The sequence below is a fragment of the Vreelandella venusta genome, from assembly GCF_007989605.1.
GTDB classification, from domain to species: Bacteria; Pseudomonadota; Gammaproteobacteria; order Pseudomonadales; family Halomonadaceae; genus Vreelandella; species Vreelandella venusta.
Map to the genome: position 1 here is coordinate 1 of NZ_BJUL01000033.1, position 20,500 is coordinate 20,500.

At 51.3% G+C, this 20,500-nt stretch carries 19 protein-coding genes and 1 tRNA gene; 12 read left to right on the top strand and 8 right to left on the bottom strand.

All coding sequences use genetic code 11. The annotated features are described in order from the left end of the window. Positions 1-130: 130 nt before the first annotated feature. Together HVE01_RS18945 and gloB are read right to left on the bottom strand one after the other, a co-directional pair. Entirely contained in the window at positions 131-1,336 is a 1,206-nt protein-coding gene (locus HVE01_RS18945; protein WP_146945374.1) for a transglycosylase SLT domain-containing protein, read from the bottom strand. A 29-nt stretch (positions 1,337-1,365) separates the two neighbouring features. Continuing rightward, complete coding sequence (gloB, locus tag HVE01_RS18950) at positions 1,366-2,133, bottom strand: hydroxyacylglutathione hydrolase (RefSeq protein ID WP_146945375.1); 768 nt, start codon at positions 2,131-2,133, stop codon at positions 1,366-1,368. Between the two features lie 111 nt (positions 2,134-2,244). On the opposite strand from gloB, the gene HVE01_RS18955 reads away from it, so the two are divergent. The 4 genes from HVE01_RS18955 to nudC are packed head-to-tail and all read left to right on the top strand — an operon-like array spanning position 2,245 to position 5,026. Next, complete coding sequence (locus HVE01_RS18955; RefSeq protein ID WP_146945376.1) at positions 2,245-3,042, top strand: class I SAM-dependent methyltransferase; 798 nt, start codon at positions 2,245-2,247, stop codon at positions 3,040-3,042. After that, positions 3,035-3,514 (top strand): ribonuclease HI, encoded by a 480-nt coding sequence (gene rnhA / locus HVE01_RS18960; RefSeq protein ID WP_125747666.1) that lies wholly within the window; start codon positions 3,035-3,037, stop codon positions 3,512-3,514. Before HVE01_RS18955 ends, rnhA begins: the two co-directional genes overlap by 8 nt. Further along, the gene (gene dnaQ / locus HVE01_RS18965) at positions 3,502-4,254 is read left to right on the top strand and encodes a DNA polymerase III subunit epsilon (RefSeq protein ID WP_146945377.1); all 753 of its coding nucleotides are present in this window, start codon (positions 3,502-3,504) and stop codon (positions 4,252-4,254) included. Before rnhA ends, dnaQ begins: the two co-directional genes overlap by 13 nt. Beyond that, entirely contained in the window at positions 4,247-5,026 is a 780-nt protein-coding gene (gene nudC / locus HVE01_RS18970; RefSeq protein ID WP_146945378.1) for an NAD(+) diphosphatase, read from the top strand. The genes dnaQ and nudC overlap by 8 nt, the downstream gene beginning before the upstream one ends. Positions 5,027-5,049: 23 nt before the next feature. On the opposite strand, the gene HVE01_RS18975 is transcribed toward nudC, so the two are convergent. Beyond that, entirely contained in the window at positions 5,050-5,361 is a 312-nt protein-coding gene (locus HVE01_RS18975; protein WP_125747673.1) for an SCP2 sterol-binding domain-containing protein, read from the bottom strand. 135 nt (positions 5,362-5,496) lie between these two features. On the opposite strand from HVE01_RS18975, the gene sohB reads away from it, so the two are divergent. Beyond that, positions 5,497-6,543 carry a protease SohB gene (gene sohB, locus HVE01_RS18980; RefSeq protein WP_146945379.1) on the top strand — a complete coding sequence of 349 codons (1,047 nt, stop codon included), beginning with the start codon at positions 5,497-5,499 and terminating at the stop codon, positions 6,541-6,543. Between the two features lie 44 nt (positions 6,544-6,587). Here sohB and HVE01_RS18985 read toward each other — a convergent pair whose 3' ends face one another. After that, entirely contained in the window at positions 6,588-6,908 is a 321-nt protein-coding gene (locus HVE01_RS18985; RefSeq protein WP_083004010.1) for an ArsR/SmtB family transcription factor, read from the bottom strand. 269 nt (positions 6,909-7,177) lie between these two features. Between HVE01_RS18985 and HVE01_RS18990 the strand changes: the two genes are divergently transcribed. From HVE01_RS18990 to HVE01_RS19000, 3 genes are all read left to right on the top strand, one after another. Further along, positions 7,178-9,112 (top strand): propionyl-CoA synthetase, encoded by a 1,935-nt coding sequence (locus tag HVE01_RS18990; protein ID WP_280529889.1) that lies wholly within the window; start codon positions 7,178-7,180, stop codon positions 9,110-9,112. A gap of 162 nt (positions 9,113-9,274) precedes the next feature. Further along, positions 9,275-9,943 (top strand): 7-cyano-7-deazaguanine/7-aminomethyl-7-deazaguanine transporter, encoded by a 669-nt coding sequence (locus HVE01_RS18995; RefSeq protein ID WP_146945381.1) that lies wholly within the window; start codon positions 9,275-9,277, stop codon positions 9,941-9,943. A 55-nt stretch (positions 9,944-9,998) separates the two neighbouring features. After that, a complete protein-coding gene (locus HVE01_RS19000; RefSeq protein ID WP_146945382.1) occupies positions 9,999-10,805 on the top strand; it encodes an alpha/beta fold hydrolase in 807 nt (268 codons plus the stop codon). Between the two features lie 35 nt (positions 10,806-10,840). Here the strand turns inward: HVE01_RS19000 and HVE01_RS19005 are convergent, their stop codons facing one another. Both HVE01_RS19005 and HVE01_RS19010 read right to left on the bottom strand, forming a co-directional pair. After that, positions 10,841-12,226: a 3'-5' exonuclease family protein gene (locus HVE01_RS19005; protein WP_146945383.1), complete on the bottom strand. Its 1,386-nt coding sequence runs from the start codon at positions 12,224-12,226 to the stop codon at positions 10,841-10,843. A gap of 26 nt (positions 12,227-12,252) precedes the next feature. Beyond that, positions 12,253-13,413: an ABC transporter substrate-binding protein gene (locus tag HVE01_RS19010; RefSeq protein WP_146945384.1), complete on the bottom strand. Its 1,161-nt coding sequence runs from the start codon at positions 13,411-13,413 to the stop codon at positions 12,253-12,255. 147 nt (positions 13,414-13,560) lie between these two features. On the opposite strand from HVE01_RS19010, the gene HVE01_RS19015 reads away from it, so the two are divergent. Beyond that, a complete protein-coding gene (locus HVE01_RS19015; RefSeq protein ID WP_125747687.1) occupies positions 13,561-15,267 on the top strand; it encodes a potassium/proton antiporter in 1,707 nt (568 codons plus the stop codon). A 58-nt stretch (positions 15,268-15,325) separates the two neighbouring features. Further along, positions 15,326-15,416, top strand: a tRNA-Ser gene (locus HVE01_RS19020). Between the two features lie 133 nt (positions 15,417-15,549). On the opposite strand, the gene HVE01_RS19025 is transcribed toward HVE01_RS19020, so the two are convergent. Then, the gene (locus HVE01_RS19025) at positions 15,550-15,924 is read right to left on the bottom strand and encodes a tyrosine-type recombinase/integrase (RefSeq protein WP_244973799.1); all 375 of its coding nucleotides are present in this window, start codon (positions 15,922-15,924) and stop codon (positions 15,550-15,552) included. Positions 15,925-16,560: 636 nt separating this feature from the next. Here HVE01_RS19025 and HVE01_RS20180 point away from each other — a divergent pair. Continuing rightward, complete coding sequence (locus HVE01_RS20180; protein WP_146945387.1) at positions 16,561-16,692, top strand: zinc ribbon-containing protein; 132 nt, start codon at positions 16,561-16,563, stop codon at positions 16,690-16,692. A 493-nt stretch (positions 16,693-17,185) separates the two neighbouring features. Here HVE01_RS20180 and HVE01_RS19040 read toward each other — a convergent pair whose 3' ends face one another. Next, complete coding sequence (locus HVE01_RS19040; protein ID WP_244973800.1) at positions 17,186-19,153, bottom strand: NADH:flavin oxidoreductase; 1,968 nt, start codon at positions 19,151-19,153, stop codon at positions 17,186-17,188. A 497-nt stretch (positions 19,154-19,650) separates the two neighbouring features. Between HVE01_RS19040 and HVE01_RS19045 the strand changes: the two genes are divergently transcribed. Further along, on the top strand, positions 19,651-20,082 hold the full coding sequence (locus HVE01_RS19045) for an HD domain-containing protein (protein WP_146945386.1): 432 nt from the start codon (positions 19,651-19,653) through the stop codon (positions 20,080-20,082). The last annotated feature ends 418 nt before the right edge of the window (positions 20,083-20,500 follow it).

Consider the following 20,500-nt stretch of genomic DNA (forward strand, 5'->3'; position numbering starts at 1 on the left):
TGGGCTTAGAACCTTAGACACAACTGCTGAGTCACACAGCGGCGCTAATAGTAACTGAGACATGGCCTAGAAAGACTAATAAAGGCTGCGTTTTAAACCTAGTTAACAAAGCTGGGTTAGACTCCCCGCATTACCGACCTGAAAGCGATAGCAGTTGACCTGGCTTCAGTACTTCTGGGCGTTCAAGAGCATTCCACCTGATCAAATCTTGTTGAGTGACATTATAGCGTGACGCAATCACAGATAGGTTATCGCCACTTTCAACGCGGTGAACGTTAGGCGTGCCGGTTGATGCCAGTGCGGTACTGTTTGATTGCGAAAGCTGAGCTAACACCTGAGTGTCGACTTCTTCAGGCACCAGTAACGTCTGTGCGCTGCGTGGGTCAAGGCTGCCATTTAGTAAGCCAGGGTTTAGCTCGGCCAGCGCGGATTGACTAACATCCAGAAGCTGAGAGGCTTGTGCCAGGCTCACTGGCTGCTCCAGCTGAACTTTGGCAAAAGCGGGATCGGGATGAATATCGGGAAGTGAAACCCCGTACTGTTCTGGGTTGTTGATGATTGTCGCAATGGCTTTAAGTTTAGGAACGTACTGCATCGTTTCATGGGGCAGTGATAGTTCCCAGTAGTCGCCTGCAAGACCTTGACTCTGAGCTTGGCGTTGCGCACGGTTAACGGTGCCAGCCCCTGCATTGTAAGCAGCCAGCGACAGCATCAGGTCACCCTCGTACCACTCATCTGCCTGCATTTCCAGGTAATCAAGCGCTGCTGCGGTAGACGTCACGACGTCTAAACGTCCATCATAGTTGCCGTTGCGAACCAAGCCTAAGGCGTCTCCGGTACCCGGCATAAACTGCCAAAGTCCAGCGGCTCCTCGATGGCTCCGGGCGCTGGGGTCGAAAGAACTCTCAACAAACGGAATTAGCGCGATTTCTCCAGGAAGGCCACGCTCGCTTACTTGCTGGGTGATCCAGGCAAGCCAGGGGGTTGCTCGTTCCGTAATAGCGACAATATTTTGCGGGCTGGAACGGTAGTACTCTATCCACTTGTCGACACGCGCTTGAGCATCGGCAGGGAGATTCTTTTCCTGCCACTGGAAACTATCCCGCAGTGTGCTCCAGGCATCTTGAGGTTGTAGCTCAAGCGCTTCCCAGAAGTGATGCTGAAAGGCATTAGGGCTAACGTCGGGTGGAATGAGCGCGTCATTGTGTGCGCTGTTAGATTGGTATGCTTCGGTAGTAGAGGCTTGAGAGCTGGCCGCTGCGGCTAAAAATAGGCTCACAATAACAGTGCTTCCAGCGCTTAGTAATAAGCGCTGGCGAATCGTTCGATAAGTCATAGTCGGTTCGTTTTTACTCGATAGCGTTCTTAAAAACGGTTCTTCCACTCACGTAAAGTGGTGAACGTGGCGAGATCATCATCATTGACCCCATGTGTACCTACTGCTTGACGCACACTCTCGGTGCTCACGCGCAAGTAGGGGTTGATCCTCAGCTCGCGTCCTATCGTGCTGGGTAAGGTGGGTCGGTCTAATGCCCGAGCCTTCTCACACTCCTGCAGTGCATATTTAACGTCTTCGTTATCAGGATCTGCAGCACGAGCAAATGTTAGATTCGCTTGCGTATATTCATGCGCTGCAAAGACCAGCGTATCCTCTGGGAGTTCCGCTAAGATTTGCAGAGAGGCAAACATTTGCTCTGGCGATCCTTCAAATAAGCGGCCACACCCACCGCAAAACAGGGTGTCGCCGCAGAAAAGTAGCGCAGGAATTCCTGGAGTGAAGTAACTCACGTGATCTAACGTATGTCCTGGCGTGGCCATGACTTCAAAAAGGCGCCCCATAATACGTACTTCATCGCCGTGCCCTACCTGTTCATTAATGCCTTCGATAGTAGGGTTGGCGGGGCCAATCACCCGAGGTGAGAAGCGTTTAATCAACTCTGCAAGGCCACCCGTATGATCATGGTGATGATGAGTGATTAAGATCGTACCCAGCGTTAAGGACTCACGCTCAAGGAACGCAATGACAGGTGCTGCTTCACCGGGATCCACCACGCAAACGCTTTGACTGGTATCCTGTCTTAATAGCCAAATGTAATTATCGCTAAGTGCGGGAATCGGTGTCACGCTCATCATGGGCGAGATCCTTTAGTTCAAAAAATAGACGCGCAACTATACGCTTTCGAAGGCGCTTACGCTGGCGTTCAAAACGTTAAAAAGCATTTACTGTGGAGGGAAGCGCTGTTCATGTCAACTTCGTCAACGGCAACTCGGCTCGCCCAGCAGATGGCGGAAAGCCAAGCGTACTGGCAAACAGAGGCTGGCCGTTCGCTATGGGAAACGCAGCGAGCGTGTTTAGGGCCGCTGGTTGAAGGGCGCAAAGGTGGCCACAGTTTAGAGATGAGCATGGGGCCAACGTTGATGACCATGTCGGCCATTCCTCATACTATTCGCTGGTCGCCGACGAGAGCAATGGCGGAGACAGCATCCACGTTAGTCTGTCCGCCAGATCACCTAGCCTTACCAGACCGTAGTATAGAAGCAGTGGTTATTCATCACTGGCTAGAGCATTTGCCGGATGCCCACCACACGTTACAAGAGGCTGCCCGGGTAACTTCCGATAGCGGTGTGTTGGTTCTATTTGGTTTTAACCCGCTAGCACTGAACGGATTAACCCAGCGCTGGCGTAAGCAGCAAGGGCGTTTTCCCTGGAGCGGGCAGTGGCGAACGGCTAACCGCTTGCGCGACTGGCTGGCGTTTGTCGATTTTGACGTAGAACGCGTAGACTACTGCTGTTTTCGGGGGCCAATGAGTGCCACCTGTGGAGGGCGATGGGAAGCGTTAGGGCGCAGGCATAATTTACCATTGGGTGAAAGTTACATGATTCAAGCGCAGCGGCGACAACGCCATGCGCCGGTAGAGCGCCTTAAATTTGGATTGCATGCACCGATCACTCCCACGTCTCTGGGAGCGACAAGAACCGGTGCTTCTGTGCGATACCATTCAGGTCAACATCGTTTAGAAAAGGATAGTGAAAGTGAGTAAGCAAGCAACCGATGGGTTGCCTCGCGTTACGGTGTATACCGATGGGGCCTGTCGCGGAAATCCGGGCCCAGGCGGCTGGGGGGTGGTGCTGTCCAGTGGGCAGCATGAAAAGACGCTAAAGGGCTTCGAAGCAGATACCACTAACAATCGTATGGAATTAATGGCGGCCATTATGGCGTTGCGAACGCTAAATAAGCCGTGTGATGTGGCTCTCTGGACCGATTCCCAGTATGTGCGCCAGGGAATTACTCAATGGATTCATAATTGGATTAAGCGAGGTTGGAAGACCGCGGCCAAGCAACCGGTTAAAAACGCTGAGCTCTGGAAGACCCTTCACGAGGAAACTCAGCGGCATCGCGTCGAGTGGCACTGGGTAAAAGGGCATAGCGGGCACCCTGGTAATGAGCGCGCCGATGCGTTGGCCAACGAAGCCATTGATGAGCATAACAGGAGATCAGCATGCGCCAAGTGATCTTGGATACGGAAACAACCGGCATTGACCCAAAAGATGGCCACCGATTAGTGGAAATTGGTGCCGTTGAAATGATTAACCGGCGGTTGACAGGGCGCTCCTATCATCAATATATCAACCCGGAACGACATATTGATGCTGAAGTCGTAGCGGTTCACGGTATTGATGATGCCAAGGTAGCCAATGAGCCGGTATTTGCCGCAGTAGCGGATGACTTCTGGGCATTTATAGCAGGAGCCGAACTAGTGATTCATAACGCCCCCTTCGATGTGGGGTTTATTGATCATGAGTTGATGATGCTAAACCAGCGGCGGCGGTCCCCCGCATTAGGCCCTGTTAGCGAACATTGCCGCATTCTTGATACGTTGGTGATGGCTCGCCAGATGCACCCAGGCCAGCGTAATAGTCTCGATGCATTATGCAAGCGTTACGATATTGATAACGGTCATCGCGTGTTGCACGGCGCATTGCTGGATGCCGAGATCCTAGCCGACGTCTATTTGGCGATGACAGGCGGGCAAACGGCGCTAACGCTTGACTCAGAAGCATCGTCAGGTGAACAGCAAAACAATCAAGCCAATGAAGGGCTGTCGGTACAGCGTTTAGCGTTGACGCCAGGGCAGCTGAGGGTCATCCGGCCTAGTGAGGAAGAGCGCGCCGCGCATCAGGCTAAATGTCAGGCGCATCAATTACGTTGGTTTGATGCTGGTTGGTCTGAAGGTAATAGTGCCGATGCTTAGACGTGAAATTCCTCATTGTGCGCGAGAAGGTCGTGTTATCTGCGTGTCGCGTAGTCATCTAGCGCCAGCACCGTTGGCGGAAGGCGGTGAGTTAACGCCGTTACAGCCGACTCAACCCTGGGACGAGAGGATGCAGCCGCTATGCTATTGGCACGATGAACCAGTGGCGCTTTTAGTAGAAAGTAAGCCGGGTGAGGACTGGATAGATGGGCGGCAGTGGCTCGGTGAGCTACCTGTTTCCTGGTTCAGCCTGCTATCGACGGCACTTCAGGTCGGCGCTTGGTTAGAGAACCATCGTTTTTGTGGGCGTTGTGGCGAAAAGGCAACCAAGTTGGAAGCTGAGTTTGCAATGCACTGTCATGCCTGTGGACACCGTAACTATCCGCGCATTTCTCCTTGTATTATCACGCTAGTTACCAGTGGGGAGGCGATGCTGTTAGCACGAAGCCCAAGGTTCCCTCCAGGACGTTACTCGACACTTGCAGGCTTCATTGAGCCTGGAGAGTCTGCTGAAGAAGCGGTACATCGTGAGATATACGAAGAGGTGGGCGTACATGTGGAAAACCTTCGTTACCACCAAAGCCAAGCGTGGCCATTTCCGCATTCATTAATGTTTGGGTTCTTTGCTGAAGCGACGACGCGGCGCATTCATATCGATGGTGTAGAGATTAGTGATGCCGCTTGGTTTTCGCCAAGGCAGCTACCTTCATTGCCACCACCGTACTCAATTTCACGTGAACTTATCGAAACGCATCTCGCCCGCTGGCGTTGAGTGCTCACGGGCGAGAATGGGCGTTATTGGCTGGGAAATAGGCTGGTCAGCTTAGTGGCCAGCATGACATTGCCGGTAGCTTTCAGCTTACCCGTCATGAAAGCCGTCATACCATTGACGTCTCCGCTCATAATGCCTTTTAGCGTATCTGTACTCATGCTTAGGCTCACAGAAGGATCGTCATGCTCACCTTCGTGTACGTCCAGCGTTCCGTCCTGGATAACCATGTGGTGGCTGCCTGCGTCAGAGAAATGAAATTGGAATACTTCATCCATTCCTTTGGCAGCTTCAGGGTTAAAGCGCGACTGAAGTTTATCTAACGTGTTCGATGACATTATAAATTCCCAAAAATTATTTGGTCGTTAACCAAGCAGGTGTAAGGCGTTAGGTGAGTTTCTCACGACGCTATCAATGAGGTTATTTTAAACAAGCGTTTTAATCAAGCTAGATTGTCGAGTAGGAGAGAAGGTATGAGCGAGTGGATGGTAGAGATGGGCACGTTTTTGATTCAAGCCAGCTTGCTGATGGCGATGGCAGGTATCGTGCTGGCGCTAATACTGCGTAATAAGGAGAGTGGGGAAACTAGCCTTAAGCTCAGCGTAGAGTCGCTTAATGACCAGCGACGTTCCCGTGGCCGCAGGCTTCGCGTTACCACGACAGAACAAGGTGCAAGAAAAAAACTGGTCAAAGCGTTTCGCCAAGAAGAGAAAGCAAAGCATAAGGCTGCTAAGCACGGTAAAGGAGAGGCTCAGGGCGCTCAGAAGGTATGGGTGTTGGACTTTCATGGTGATCTCAAGGCGTCACAAACTGAGCAGTTTGCTCAAGAAGTGTCGGCGATTATTGATGTTGCCGCAGCCGAGGATGAAGTTGTTGTGCGGTTAGAGTCGGCGGGTGGGCTTGTGCATGCCTATGGCTTAGCGGCGGCGCAGCTTGACCGCCTTCAAGCAGCAGGTTTAACCACAACGGTATGCATCGACAAAGTGGCTGCTAGCGGCGGCTATATGATGGCGTGTACAGCTAACCATATTAAAGCTGCGCCGTTTGCGGTGATTGGCTCTATTGGCGTTGTCGCTCAGGTGCCTAATATTCATCGCTTGTTAAAGCGCAATGATATTGATGTTGAGCTGCTGACTGCGGGCAAATATAAACGAACCTTGACCGTGTTGGGGGAAAACACCGAAGAGGGGCGTGAAAAGTTTATTGATGATTTAGAAAACACCCATCGGTTGTTTAAAGAGTATGTCTCTCAGCATCGCCCAGACATGGACATTGATGCACTAGCGACGGGCGAAATCTGGTACGGCAGTGAAGCGCTTGAAAGGAAGCTGACCGACAGTATTGGGACCAGCGAGGCGTATTTGGTAGAACGCATGGCGCAGGCTCAAGTGTACAGCGTGAAGCTTGAACCGCCGAAAACTCTTAGCCGTAAGGTAGGCTTGGCAGTGTCGGCGGGCGTTGAACAAGCCATTGTTAAAGGGCTTGGTTTAATCGATGCGGCGGGTTGGCAGCGTCGATAGTTAATCGCTACTGTTTATAGCTGCTGTTGATAGCAACTTGACAGTTAGGCGGCGTAGTGGTGCGCCAGGGTGTCAATAATCGCCTTGGCGCTTTCACTACTCAGTGAGTAGTAAATGGTTTGCGATTCACGGCGAGTGTCGACCAGTTGGTCGCGGCGTAAAATTGCCAAGTGTTGGCTTAACGCTGACTGGCTTAGTTCCAACTGCTGGTTGATCTGAGTGACTGAGAGCTCTTTTTCTGCCAGCAGACAGAGTATTTGGAGACGTTTTTCGTTTGCCAATGCTTTAAGTAGATTAGTGCCCGCCTCAATGGCGTGGCAATCATGTTCCAATAAACGGGCAGCGGCGCTAGTAGAAGCAGACATGAGGATCTCCTTGCCTACACAGTTGTGACAGCGTTGTTATAGGTTATTTAGGCATCGTCGCGTCGCGAGGATCAGTTGTTAAATGATCAGTAATTTAGCGGTATTTGTCCAAACGCTGGTTTAACGGTCTATCAATGGTAGTGCTGTGGTGTTTTGTCGACAATGGTGTTGGGCTTGTAGCGCTTTAGTCGCGATTTATCCCATAGTATGAGGGTGAGATAGCGACTTACTTTATAAAGTGTCAACAATCGGCTAGTTTCATTGACACAATAAAGGCAAGTCCCACCATGAGCCTCTATCAGCAAACGTACCAGCACTCTGTTGAAAACCCCGAAGCCTTCTGGGGCGAGCAGGCCAAGCGGTTACCTTGGTTCAAATTTCCTTCCACAATTCTTAGCTATGACGATCAGCAACATGCTCGCTGGTTTGACGATGGCGAGCTGAATATTTGCCACGCGGCGATCGATTACCACGTCGAGCAGGGTAGAGGCGACCAGCCCGCTATCCTTTGGGATTCTCCCGTTACCCAATCAAAGCAAGCCATTACCTATCAAACGTTGCGTGATCGTGTCGCGCAGTTTGCCGGAGGACTTGCGCGCCTTGGTGTGACAAAGGGTGACCGAGTAGTCATTTACATGCCGATGGTGCCTGAAGCGCTCATCGCAATGTATGCATGCGCCCGATTAGGGGCAGTTCACTCGGTTGTGTTTGGAGGTTTCGCACCCCACGAACTGGCGGTGCGCATTGAAGATGCTGAGCCAAAAGTAGTGATTGCGGCTTCCTGTGGCATCGAAGTGGATAAAGTGCTTCCTTACAAGCCTATTGTTGACCAAGCCATAGCGCTCAGCAGTTTTAAACCGGATGCCTGCGTCATTTTTCAACGTGATGCACATCGTGCGGAACTCCATCAAGGCGACCATGACTGGCAAGCACTGGTAGCAGATGCGCCGTTTGCTGGCTGTGTTCCAGTAAAAGCGACCGACCCGCTTTATATCCTATATACCTCAGGCACGACAGGTAAGCCCAAAGGGGTTATGCGAGACACAGGTGGTTACGCGGTAGCGTTAGCCTATTCGATGGAAGCAATTTATGCCCTGAATCCTGGCGATGTGATGTTTACCGCATCGGATGTGGGTTGGGTCGTCGGACACTCTTATATTGTGTATGCGCCGCTGCTGAGAGGGTGCACCACAATCGTGTATGAGGGGAAACCCGTTAAAACGCCTGATGCAGGCGGCTTTTGGCGGTTGATTGACGAGTACAAGGTCAAAAGCTTTTTCACTGCACCGACTGCCTTCCGGGCAATCAAAAAAGAAGATCCTGATGCCAAGCTGCTAGCTAGTTACGATATCAGCAGCCTGGAACACTTATATGTAGCGGGCGAGCGCTTAGACCCACCGACGTTTCATTGGCTTGATGACCTATTGGATGTACCGGTCATCGATCATTGGTGGCAAACTGAAACCGGCTGGCCTATTGCTGCAAACTTGCCTGGTATTGAAACTGCGCCCACCAAAGCGGGTTCGGCAACCTTCCCGGTGCCGGGTTTTAACGTGCAAATTTTGGATCGGGATGGTGAGCAAGCAGACACTATGCAGCAGGGCAGCGTGGTCATTAAGCAACCGCTTCCACCTGGCTGTCTTACCGGTATTTGGCGTGATCCCCAACGTTTTCATAGTGCCTATATGGCAGCCTACCCAGGTTATTACCTGACTGGCGATGGTGGCTACTTTGATGAAGAGGGGTACTTGTTCATCATGGGTAGAACTGATGACGTGATCAACGTAGCTGGGCATCGTCTTTCTACTGGTGAAATGGAAGAAATCGTCGGTGCACATCCTGCGGTGGCTGAGTGTGCTGTTATTGGTATTCACGACGAGCTAAAAGGCCAACTGCCGATCGGGCTGGTAATCACTAAGGATGGTTTCGATGGTGATGAGGCAACGCTTGAGGCAGAGCTAATTAGCCGAGTACGCGAGCACATTGGGCCGATTGCTTGCTTTAAGCAGGTGTTGGTCGTCAATCGCCTGCCCAAGACTCGCTCGGGTAAAATCTTACGCAAGTTACTGCGTAATATTGCCGACGGTAAGTCGTTCGGTATTCCCTCAACCATTGATGATCCGACTAGCTTAGAAGACGTGCATGCGGCGATGCGTGAGCGCTCTGTCGGCGCATCTGAGCAAGCCAAGTCGCTAGACGTTTAGGTTAAAACGTTGCTAATAGCGTGATCAATAGAGCCGCCCGGGCAGGTGGGCGGCTTTAATTACCTAACAGAAGGCGTATAATGCGCGCCCCAGTGGCGTTAACCGCGCTTATTATATGAGGGTTCCCTAACCCCTCGGACTTGCAAAAAAAGGCCAACCTGCATGTTTGCATTAACCGACACCCAGCACCGTCGTTGCCTTCTGGTAATGGTCGCGTTTCATATTGGTATTATTGCCGCCAGTAACTACTTGGTTCAATTGCCATTTACCCTGTTTGGTTTTCATACCACTTGGGGCGCATTCAGTTTCCCCTTTATCTTTTTGGCAACTGACTTAACGGTTCGTTTATTCGGCAAAGGGCCGGCTCGCTCAATTATACTGCGCGTCATGTTTCCGGCGTTGGTGGTCTCTTACGTTGTTTCGGTAATTTTTCCACGGGGAAGCTTTGTCGGTATCGAAGCCTTGGGGGAGTGGAATGTATTTGTTGCCCGTATCGCGTTGGCTAGTTTCCTTGCATACGTGCTAGGCCAGTTACTCGATGTTCAAGTGTTTGATCGTCTTCGTCAGTGGGCGTGGTGGGTAGCTCCCGTTTGCTCTACCGTATTGGGCAATCTAGCAGATACCTTTGCTTTCTTTACGACCGCATTTTATAACAGTCCAGACCCTTTTATGGCCGAACATTGGGTAGAAATAGCCGTGGTCGACTACGCCATTAAGCTTGGCATTAGTCTATTATTCTTCCTGCCTTTATATGGCCTGTTGTTAGCGTGGTTAACGCGTCGGCTAGTCGTGTGGACAGGGCAAGCTGATACATCCCCCCAAACCGCATAACGGTTAAGCTTAACGGCCCAGCCTAAAAACCAAGCGTAACGACTGAGGAGCCCGCATGACTGATGATGCCCGTATTGATCTTTATGTTATCGATTTGCCCGACGAATCAGGCAGCGACGATCAACTACCTATTGTGGTGATCCATGGTTTGTTGGGTAGCGCCGATAACTGGCGTTCGCACTTAAAGGTTTGGCAGCGCAGTAGGCGGGTTATTGCTGTGGATCTTCGCAACCACGGTCGTTCACCTCATGCAGAAGGTATGAGCTATAGCGCTATGAGCCAAGATGTGTTGGCGGCGCTCGATAAGCATGGAGTCGAACGCGCACATGTATTGGGTCACTCAATGGGCGGTAAGGTGGCTATGACGCTGGCGCGTATGAACCCTGAACGCTGTGCGTCACTGATGGTGGCAGATATTGCTCCGGTGGCTTATCAGCACGGTCACGACGATGTGTTTGCTGCGCTCGAACGGGTAAAAGCGGCTAAACCCACTAACCGTCGTGAGGCCGATGCCTTATTGGCTGAGCATGTTGATTCCCGTCCAACTCGGCTGTTTCTTGCCACCAATTTAGTGCGCAATGAGCAGGGTGAGATGGAAGTGCGCGTTGGGTTGGCTGAAATTCAACGTGGTTATGACGCGATTATCGGTAAACCTGATGGTGACCGCGCTTTCGAAGGGCCAACCCTAGTGCTTAAAGGCGCTGATTCGCACTACGTCGCAGATGACATGCTGCCAGCGCTACGCGAAGTACTGCCGCGGGCAAGAGTCGTGACACTTAAAAACGCCGGACATTGGCTTCATGCCGATCAACCAGCAGCATTCCAGCAAGCTGTTGATGCATTTATGGCTGCCCACTCCTAGCCTGAAGGCTAATTTCTAAGCAGAGCTAAAAAGAGCTAGAGCGGCAACACCGTGAGATTATGCCGCTCGGGCTCACGTAAAAAACGGTTTAGGATGCGATAGGTATCCACATCAAATTTGGCAGCGGCTCCCTTCAGCCTCAAGGCGCGATGTTTAGTCGCAGCGCTGCCTAAATAGCACCAGTGATCGACCACATGATGGCTAGTCGGGCCATTTTTACGGCTTTTCTCGCGAATAATAATTCGCCCCGGCCAAGGCCATGTTTTTACTTGAAAAGATGCTAGTGCCTCTTGGGCGCGCTGCGTGTGGCTTTCAAGAGGCTCCTGTCCACAGCAGGCGCCTCGACACTTGCCTAACTGATTAGCAAAACACCGTCCTGTTCCTTTATCTATTCCGAGCACTTGCGGGCAAAGCTGATGTGTTTCGGCAATATTGCGCAGCGCATCTTTCGCTTCTTTGGCACTGCGAAACAGCCCAAATAGCTTTCCCGGCTGAGGCTGGCTGATGGCTTTGCCGCTGACCAGTGTTGGGCAAGGTTGATCGGTTGGCCAATACCACGTTTTTAAATGCCCCTGACGGCGTAACTGTCGGTTCATAATCGGCATCAGCTCTTTGACCAGTTGAGCCTCTCTTAACTGGGCGCTTAAATCGCCAGCGGTTTCTTCCCACTCAATGTGCTGTATTTGCTGGGCAAGGCGCATCTCTTTATCGTCCTGGTGGTCGCGTTGGAAATGGCCCAGCACGCGGCTGCGTAAATTAATACTTTTGCCAACGTACAGTGGAAGGCGGTTGTGGCCATAAAACAAATAAACCCCTGGCGAAGCAGGAAGCCCGGTTAGTTGCTCACTGGGCAAATGTGCGGGCAGACTACGGTGGCGCTGCTCATCGGCAAGAGCGGCTTGCCAGCTGTCAGCGTCATACTGCTGCTGCCAGGTTTCCCACAATTGCCAAAGCGCAGTGGCATCATCTTCTGCCCGATGCTGGCGGACTTGTGGAATGTTGAAATGTGTCAATAAGGCGCGGAGATTGTGCTTGGGCAGTTCAGGCATTAGGCGGCGGGAAATGCGCAGTGTGCAGAGGAGGTGCGGCTGATAGGTAATGTCGGCACGCTTGAACTCGTTGCGCAGAAAGCTGGCATCAAAGCGTGCATTGTGGGCGACAAGACAGTCTTCACCGAGCCAGTCGCGCAAGCTGCGCGCAATGGCCTGAAAAGAGGGCGCATCAATCAGCATATCATCATAAATGCCGGTGAGCTGGCTGATGTGAGAAGGCACGCTGGTGCCGGGATTAATCAGGCTGACCCAGCGATCCGTTATGTGATCATTGACTACCTTTAATGCCGCAATTTCGGTAATGCGGTCACGCGTTGCGCGGGTGCCTGTTGTCTCAACATCAATAAATATCAGTGGCGTGTTACTCATGATGCTTGCGTTATTACCATCCTATTTCAGCGTACAGCGATCAACGTATGAGGATTGACGGCTAAGCGGGAAACTGGCAATGCTGTTTCGATAATACCGGCTTGCTCAAGATAGCGTTCAAATGATGCGTAGCGTCGGGTATCAAGAGCTGCTGGACTAATAGCGATACGGCGTAATAGATCGTCCCAGGCGGCTTCGTTAATCGCATTATCCAGAGCAGGATAGCTACTAATCAGCAACGACCATGCTGCATCCGGATTTTCAATAATCCAATTACTCGCCTCTTCCAAGGCAATAAGAACACGTGACCAGGTAGCTGCTTGTTTTGTGACTGTGTCGCTATGTGCCAGCAGGATCAAACCATCATGACGCGGCACGTCAACATCGTTGTAACGCACGGTATGGGTGACAATACCATCTGACGCCAGCTGCTGTGGCAGCGTGTGATAAAAGCCATCGGCGATGGCATCAACACGGCCTTCTCGCAGGGCACCGGCAGCATCAAAGTGGACGCTTTCCGGCGGGGCGAAATCGTCGATTTGGCGAAATGAGGTAGGCACCAGTTGGTCTGCCAGCACATCACGCCCTTCGCGAGTTGAAAAGCCATAGTGCAAGCCGGCAAGTTGATCGGTAGTTTCGCCTGTTGGAGCGTCTCCCGCCACGATGACTGCATTGAGTGGCGTCTCAATCAGCGTACCAATACGGGTAATGGTGGCGCCATCGTGAGCGTGTAAATGCAACAACGGCTGGCGCGTTAATGCCAGATCAACTTCTCCCGCCGTCAACAGTTTGATCGCGATAGATGGGTCTGCAGGGGTTAACAGTTCAAGTGCAAGTCCTTGGGCAGCAAACAGACCCCGTTGCTTCGCCACAATTAAGGCGGCGTGCTGAGGGCTGACATACCAATCTAGCATTAGACGAAGCTGCTTTAAGGGGGGCGGCTCTAGCGGTGGTGGTGGTGTAAGCGCCATGCTGGGCGCTTCTTGTGGCCCGTCATCTGCTGTTTCACTGCCTATAGAGGGCCATAGCCCAATGGGCAATGAGACCTCGCTCTCAAGCGTCAGCGGCTCACTGGTACTATCTTTTTCGCTGTCTTCATTTGCGTAAGTGGCTGAAATTGAAAATAATAAAAAAATGCTTAATGCAAAGAATGCAAGTGAACCGATACGCCAAAAAGCGTTCAACATAACCTTAACTCCCGATGGTATGACGCCGGAGTTTAGCTGTGAGGTGAAGGATCTGGCTAGCCCCTGTAAGCGACAAGCCTAACAAGCTCAGTAAATTGTACGGTGGCATGTAATAATAGAACGGCATTGATGGTGAGACGGAGAGACATGGACGCAATTTACACGTTCTTCTTAGTTGGCGGTTCCCTGATGGCGCTCAGCATTTTAGCGAGCCGTCTTTCTTCAATGATGGGAGTGCCGCTGCTACTGATTTTCCTAGGACTTGGCATGCTGGCAGGCGAGGATGGCCTGCTAGGGGTTGAGTTCGATGATTACACCATGGCGTTTACGATTGGCCATCTAGCGCTGGCAATGATCCTGCTGGATGGTGGTCTTCGCACGCGATTAAAAACGTTCCGTGTTGGCTTTAAGCCAGCGCTTTCGTTAGCCACCTTTGGCGTCTTTATCACCAGCGCTATTGTTGGTGTTATTTCTATGTGGGTGTTTGATCTTTCCCTAGTACAAGGGTTACTTGTTGGGGCAATTGTTGGCTCCACCGATGCTGCAGCCGTGTTCTCGATGCTAAGCGGCCGTGGGGTTAACCTTAACGAGCGGGTAGGGGCCACGCTGGAAATTGAATCGGGTACCAACGACCCGATGGCCATTTTCCTCACGCTGATGCTGGTCGAACTGCTGGTTGGCGATATTGGTGGCATTGGCGAAACATTACTGTTCTTCATTTCCCAGTTTGGTATTGGCTTAATTGTGGGTATTGGTGGTGGCTGGCTAAGCGCTAAGCTACTGCGTTGGTTAGATCTAGCCCCGGGTCTTTATGCCATGCTAGCGCTGGCGCTTGGGTTTAGTGTGTTTGGGTTAACCAGTGTACTCGGCGGCAGCGGCTTCCTGGCCATTTATTTAGCAGGGTTGATGATTGGTAATCAGCCTGGGCGGCACCTTAACTTTATTCTTCCGGTACACGATGGGTTGGCTTGGTTGAGCCAGATTGGTTTGTTCCTGGTGCTAGGCTTACTCGTTACGCCAAGCCAGCTCTGGGACGTGGCATTGCCAGCAGGACTGGTTGCGCTAGCACTGATTTTCGTTGCACGGCCCCTGGCGGTGTTGATCACCATTAAGCCATTTTTCAAATTCCGCTGGCGAGAAACCTTCTTTATTGCCTGGGTTGGCCTGCGGGGCGCAGTACCTATCGTGCTGGCTATCTTCCCGTTAATCGGCGGGGTGGAAAACGCCTCGCTGTACTTTAACGTAGCATTTGCGGTGGTACTGATGTCGCTGCTTATTCAGGGCGGTTCGCTAACACTTATGGCGCGATGGCTGAAAGTAGAAGTGCCAGTAGGTACCACGCCGAACCGCCGAGGGCCGCTAGGCATAATGCCGGATAATGATTTTGAGATGTTTGTTTACGTAGTCGAAAACGAAGACTTAGAAGATGTTCCTATCCGGCTACTGCGTTTCCCTTCGGGGGCATTGATTTCGGCGCTATTTCGCAACCACGTGATGCTTCACCCTAAAGGGAGTACGCGGTTAAAGCTTGATGATGTTATTTGTGTCATTGGGCGCACCGAAGACCTCGCCGCGCTCAATCGACTCTTCAACGGCGATGCAAAGCTCAAACAAGAGCGGGCTTTCTTTGGTACCTTTACCTTGGATGGCGAAGCGCAAATGCAGGATATTGCCCAAGCCTACGGTTTAACCTTAAGCCCCGGTGAGCAGGACATGACACTTGCAGAGTTTATCTCGCTACGTGTCGGCGGCCACCCCGTAGTAGGTGACGATGTCGATTGGCATGGTATTCACTGGGTGGTTAGTGAAATGGAAGGCGGGAACATTACCCGTGTTGGCTTAAGGCTCTACTAATTAATCGGAAAGGCGTTGACTTCCAAGGGAAAGCTGTTATTATACGCACCCATAAGCCGGAGGGATGGCAGAGCGGTTGAATGCACCGGTCTTGAAAACCGGCATAGGTTAATAGCCTATCCAGGGTTCGAATCCCTGTCCCTCCGCCAAAAAATTAAGGGAACCAGCTACTTAGCTGGTTCCTTTTTTTGTTGCTAGGCATTAAAAAAGGGCGAAAATATAACGAGGGGAACACCTGCCGTTATACTGCTTTCGCTAGACCAGTGCACAATAGACTAATGTCTAATCTTCTAAGAACTCTTCCGCTCCTAACGTACTTACCGTCAACACTCGTTTAGCACGTAGATAGACCTCAGTCGTTCGACGGTCGCTGTGTTGTAAGTTGGTCATTGCGTCGTAACCTTGGTTATCTGCATCAGTTGCGTGCTTGGCGCGGATATCGTGCTCAGTGAACCGCTCAACGTGGCCTTCATGCATCGCCTTCCGCATTCCGTATTGCCAGCGACTGTGAAACTTATCCTTGTTGTAGGGCATACTATCCCGCTTGCAGAACAGCGTAGGGCCTTGCTTGCCACGACCTAGATTGTCGGCCTTTATCTCTTGCACTAATCGCCTTAGCTCCTCATCCCAGGGAATGACAGCCTGCTTACCTGCCACGTATCACTCCCCAAGCCGCTGATGTCAAGAACGTCTGTGCATTTATCGACGTGTTGGAGTTTGCTGAGACAGGCGCGCTCGTCGAGCAGTGATCATTTTAAGATATGGCTTACATATAATTGTTGCTGAAAGGGCTAACATAAATGGACTATTCACCAACACAAGCAACGCTATATGAATCTCTTAACTTGCCCCCACTGCATGAATCCAGAAGTGCCATATGGAGCCAAGGTTTGCCGCGGCTGCCAAGCACAGATCGAATATGGAGCCCCAAAATTCGCTATCGCTGTAGCAATTTTCTTACCATTCTACATCGCTCACAACTTTGGTATTTGGATGCATGAATATGTGGGGTACGGGATAATTGTTTCAGGTGTAGTTTTGCTACCTCTTTGCTGGCTGTCGTGGAGGATCACTAAGCGACTCTACTCAAATCGGACGAGTTTTAAGCGCTGGTATCGCTAGCCAGTCGTTTTCTATCTGCGCCTGGAATAGCTAGTATATTTCCGCTATTAAATTCTACGCCTTGGCTTTGCTGGGGCGTCTTGCTTTAGTGTGCTGGTTAATTTTTATTATGTGCTCTAGGCTGATAATTCCTCTAAGAGGATCATCATGCCACTAAACAACGGAGCATTTATGCCTACTACTGGCGAGAAACCTGGAAAAGGTACTTACACTTGCAAAAGCTGTGGTGAAAAAGTCACATTAGACGATCACTCAGATACTATGCCACCTTGCCCCAGATGCCATGGTACTGAATTTAGCTAATAGCAACATTTTCTTATAGTCTATGCCAGACTTTAATAGGCTTTTTACTTTCTACTGTCGTGAGATAGCAGGTACCTACTATGAGAATGCCCCCACTTCCTTTACATCGACCAGCGGTTCACCTTCCGATACCAGTCAAGTTGCGCACGTATGCCACAGTTCGTGGATATTGAAGTCTTTGATGCCTGCCTTGATACTGCGTAACACGATGCCGCTTGGAGTAAGCTAATCTAGTTGATGAGTGAGAAGGTCGCGTTTGCATAAGCCGCTTGTGTATTTCAGTAAGGTGTACCGGCGTACCTGCGGGAAAGTGAATTTTAGGAGGCAACTAAACTCCGTGTATGATACCGATAGACTTCCATTCTAGCTCCGGCGTTGGCCATGACGCTGTGGGTGTCTTCCAAAGGCTTACAGATAAAAAACTCGAGGGCCGTAGATGCGCTCGCCGAAATAGTGAGCCGACATAGGGCCGGCTCACGTTGGCACCTGGAACCTACAGGTCCTTGACGATACGCAGGGCGTCGTAAATCGCTGCGTGGGTATTGCGGTGGGAGATGGCGTCACCGATCCTGAATAGTTGGAACTTCCCATCGGTGGCTGCTGGCTGGGGTGTGCCTACTATTAGATTGTCATAATTGACGGCACCCTGATTGCTCGACAGTGGCTTTAACTCCTCGTAAAGATCAGCCATGGGCAAGGTGCCAAAATTGACCACTACCTGATCTACTCGCCGCTCTTTGACGACATTGGTGTAATCACTGCTGACCGAAGCGACCAGTTCCTTGCCATCAAGCTTGATGCTGATTAGACGGAAGGTGGGGGTGAAGGTGGTATCCAGCATTTGTAACGTGCGCATATAGGGCACTAGGTTCATGGCCATGACTTCCGGTGCCAGGGCGCGGTCGGCTGTCATGTACTCGACCTTACCTCCCGCTTTGGCGATGATTTCAGCCGCCTGCAGTGCGGTATGGTCACCGGCATCGTCGTAAACCAGCACATTATTGCCGGGTTTTACGTGGCCCGAGAGCAAATCCCAGCCGGTAACGGCCAACTCGTTGCCCTCTGCCAGCGCCTCTTCGTTAGGCTGCCCGCCCGTTGCCACGATGACGACGTCAGGCGATTCGGCCAGCACTTCATCTTGTTCGGCAAAGACATTAAAGTGGAATGTAACGCCCATGGCCTGGCAGCGCTCGAAACGCCAATCAATGATGCCCATCATTTCTCTGCGACGCTCGCTCTGCGCCGTCAAGCGAATCTGACCGCCGGGGGCGTCTGCAGCTTCAAACACGACGACTTCGTGGCCGCGCTCGGCCGCCACCCGGGCCGCCTCCAGCCCGCCTGGACCTGTGCCGATGACTACCACCTTGCGCTTGGTATCGGCGGGGGGAATGGTATGGGGCATGGTGGTTTCGCGGCCGGTGGCAGCGTTGTGAATACAGTACGCAGCGCCGCCCTGGTAAATACGATCCAAACAGTAGTTGGCGCCCACGCAGGGGCGGATCTCCTCTTCCCGGCCTTCGATAACTTTCTTCATTAGGTGTGGGTCGGCCATGTGGGCACGGGTCATGCCGATCATGTCGACCTTGCCGGATGCAATTGCATGACGAGCTGTGGCCACATCCTGAATCTTGGCCCCATGGAAGGTAGGAAAATCGACTTCGCGCTTAATGTCACCTGCAAAATCTAGGTGCGGCGCGCTGGGCATACCCTGGATAGGAATTACGTCTGTCAGGCCTGGGTCGGTATCGATATGGCCTTTGACAATGTTCAAGAAATCGACCAGCCCGCTGTTTTTCAGGCGGTGGGAAATTTCCATGCCGTCCCGAGCGTCGAGGCCTCCGGCTAAGCACTCATCACCCGTATAGCGGACGCCTAGAAGAAATTTATCGCCGACACGCTTGCGAATGCTCTGAAGTACTTCAAAGGTAAATCGAAGCCTATTTTCCAGGCTGCCGCCGTAAGGCGCATCTAGCTCGTTGGTCAGCGGCGACCAGAACTGGTCCATCAGGTGACCGTATGCTTGAATCTCCATGCCATCCAGACCAGCAACGTACATGCGCTCGGCTGCGTCGGTGTAATCCTTGATCAGACGCTCGATATCCCACAGCTCGGCTTTTTTCGGGTAAGCGCGGTGGGAAGCTTCCCGGTGGTTGGAAGCAGAAACGGCTGGCAGCCAGTCGCCTTTATCCCAGCGGGTGCGGCGGCCAAGGTGTGTCAGCTGAATCATGACCGCCGTGCCGTGCTCATGGCATGCCTCGGTCAGGTCGCGCATCCACGGCACCACTTCATCCTTGTAAGCCAGAATGTTGTTGAATACCGGCGGGCTATCTCGGGAAACCGCAGCCGACCCTGCTGTCATGGTAAGCGCCACACCTGCTTTAGCCCGTTCAACATGGTACGCCCGATAAAGTTCCTTAGGCATGCCATCTTCAGGGTAGGCCGGTTCATGAGAGGTCAACATTACCCTGTTTTTTAAAGTGAGATGCTTTAGTTGCAGCGGCTGTAGCAAAGGGTCGTTTTTCACGTTCGTCTTCTCTTGTTTTTTTGGTGGTTGACATACGCTAGTCTCCAGTGTACATATTTGTCAATATTGTTGACGGTAATGTACATAGTGGTGAAGACTTATTGGTATGACTGACCTATTTCCATCACAAAGGGTGAAATACGTGAGAAACGGACGCGCCACGATTAACTAAACGGGTGTTTGAGATGGAATAAGAGCCAATCTATTTCAGGGATAGACTAGGCATCCAAAAAGGCCACCTCAGTGGGTGGCCTTTAATAAGTGTTATGCAGTCGTCACGATAATGTGGTTAACGCTGCCTATTTATGCTAAGCCTTTTTAAATTTCAATCGGATAGATCGTGCATAATGAGCTGTATAGCCTGAGTGAACGCACCGCCGGGTTCATTTAGGTTATGTAAAGGGAGTGATAATCACTGTTAGGCAAGAGTAAGTATGTCGACACTTGAAAAAGCAATAGAAATATCTGCGAAAGCACATTCAGGGCAGACGGATAAGTCTGGATCGCCGTATATTCTCCATCCGCTCAAAGTTATGATGAGAGTTGACGGCATTGAAGAAAAAATAGCAGCTGTTCTACATGATATCGTTGAAGATACAGATATAACGCTTTCTGTACTAAATGAGGAGGGGTTTTCAGATGCTATAGTCAATGCAGTTGATGCTCTAACAAAGCGGGTCGGTGAAACTCGGATGGATGCTGCAAAAAGGGCAGCCGAAAACCCAATAGCGCTTATAGTGAAACTGGCAGATAATGCAGAAAATATGGATTTAAGTCGTATCGAAAAACCTACGTCTAGAGATTACGAACGTCAAGAAGAATACAAGGCAGTTCGCAAGTATTTACTATCGCGGTCATATACCTAAAAGGAAGCTCTTGGCCGTTAGCTGCCTTTGCCGGCTCTTATCCTCATCTAAATAACCCAATAATACCTATTCCCACATAACGTTCCCCCGAAGCGCTCCCAAGCGCTTTTTGGGTGTGAGATGTGGGGTAATTTTTTGTGACAGGTTTCGCTTCCTAAGCTACTGTCATTTTAAGGATTGCGAGTGATTGCGATGGGCTGATATCGACCTCAAGTTCATGCTGTGTAGCGCTAAAAAAGGGAAGTAAGCATGTTAAAAAAAAGTAATTTATTCTCTATTTCGACCGCTGTGGCGCTTTCTTTACTACTGGCTTCCACTACGCTGGCTGAGGCTAGTGAGGCTAGTGAGGCTAGTGAGGCTAGTGAGGCTAGTGAGGCTAGTGAGGCTAGTGAGGCTAGTGAGGCTAGTGAGGCTAGTG

What these genes read in the sequence shown, in the direction of transcription:
- HVE01_RS19040 (WP_244973800.1), bottom strand. Translation starts at nt 19,153, where the DNA reads ATGTTGACCTCTCATGAACCGGCCTACCCTGAAGATGGCATGCCTAAG.
- HVE01_RS19005 (WP_146945383.1), bottom strand. Translation starts at nt 12,226, where the DNA reads ATGAGTAACACGCCACTGATATTTATTGATGTTGAGACAACAGGCACC.
- HVE01_RS18975 (WP_125747673.1), bottom strand. Translation starts at nt 5,361, where the DNA reads ATGTCATCGAACACGTTAGATAAACTTCAGTCGCGCTTTAACCCTGAA.
- dnaQ (WP_146945377.1), top strand. Translation starts at nt 3,502, where the DNA reads ATGCGCCAAGTGATCTTGGATACGGAAACAACCGGCATTGACCCAAAA.
- sohB (WP_146945379.1), top strand. Translation starts at nt 5,497, where the DNA reads ATGAGCGAGTGGATGGTAGAGATGGGCACGTTTTTGATTCAAGCCAGC.
- HVE01_RS19015 (WP_125747687.1), top strand. Translation starts at nt 13,561, where the DNA reads ATGGACGCAATTTACACGTTCTTCTTAGTTGGCGGTTCCCTGATGGCG.
- nudC (WP_146945378.1), top strand. Translation starts at nt 4,247, where the DNA reads ATGCTTAGACGTGAAATTCCTCATTGTGCGCGAGAAGGTCGTGTTATC.
- HVE01_RS18985 (WP_083004010.1), bottom strand. Translation starts at nt 6,908, where the DNA reads ATGTCTGCTTCTACTAGCGCCGCTGCCCGTTTATTGGAACATGATTGC.
- HVE01_RS18995 (WP_146945381.1), top strand. Translation starts at nt 9,275, where the DNA reads ATGTTTGCATTAACCGACACCCAGCACCGTCGTTGCCTTCTGGTAATG.
- gloB (WP_146945375.1), bottom strand. Translation starts at nt 2,133, where the DNA reads ATGATGAGCGTGACACCGATTCCCGCACTTAGCGATAATTACATTTGG.
- HVE01_RS19010 (WP_146945384.1), bottom strand. Translation starts at nt 13,413, where the DNA reads ATGTTGAACGCTTTTTGGCGTATCGGTTCACTTGCATTCTTTGCATTA.
- HVE01_RS19045 (WP_146945386.1), top strand. Translation starts at nt 19,651, where the DNA reads ATGTCGACACTTGAAAAAGCAATAGAAATATCTGCGAAAGCACATTCA.
- HVE01_RS18945 (WP_146945374.1), bottom strand. Translation starts at nt 1,336, where the DNA reads ATGACTTATCGAACGATTCGCCAGCGCTTATTACTAAGCGCTGGAAGC.
- HVE01_RS18955 (WP_146945376.1), top strand. Translation starts at nt 2,245, where the DNA reads ATGTCAACTTCGTCAACGGCAACTCGGCTCGCCCAGCAGATGGCGGAA.
- HVE01_RS19000 (WP_146945382.1), top strand. Translation starts at nt 9,999, where the DNA reads ATGACTGATGATGCCCGTATTGATCTTTATGTTATCGATTTGCCCGAC.
- HVE01_RS20180 (WP_146945387.1), top strand. Translation starts at nt 16,561, where the DNA reads ATGCCTACTACTGGCGAGAAACCTGGAAAAGGTACTTACACTTGCAAA.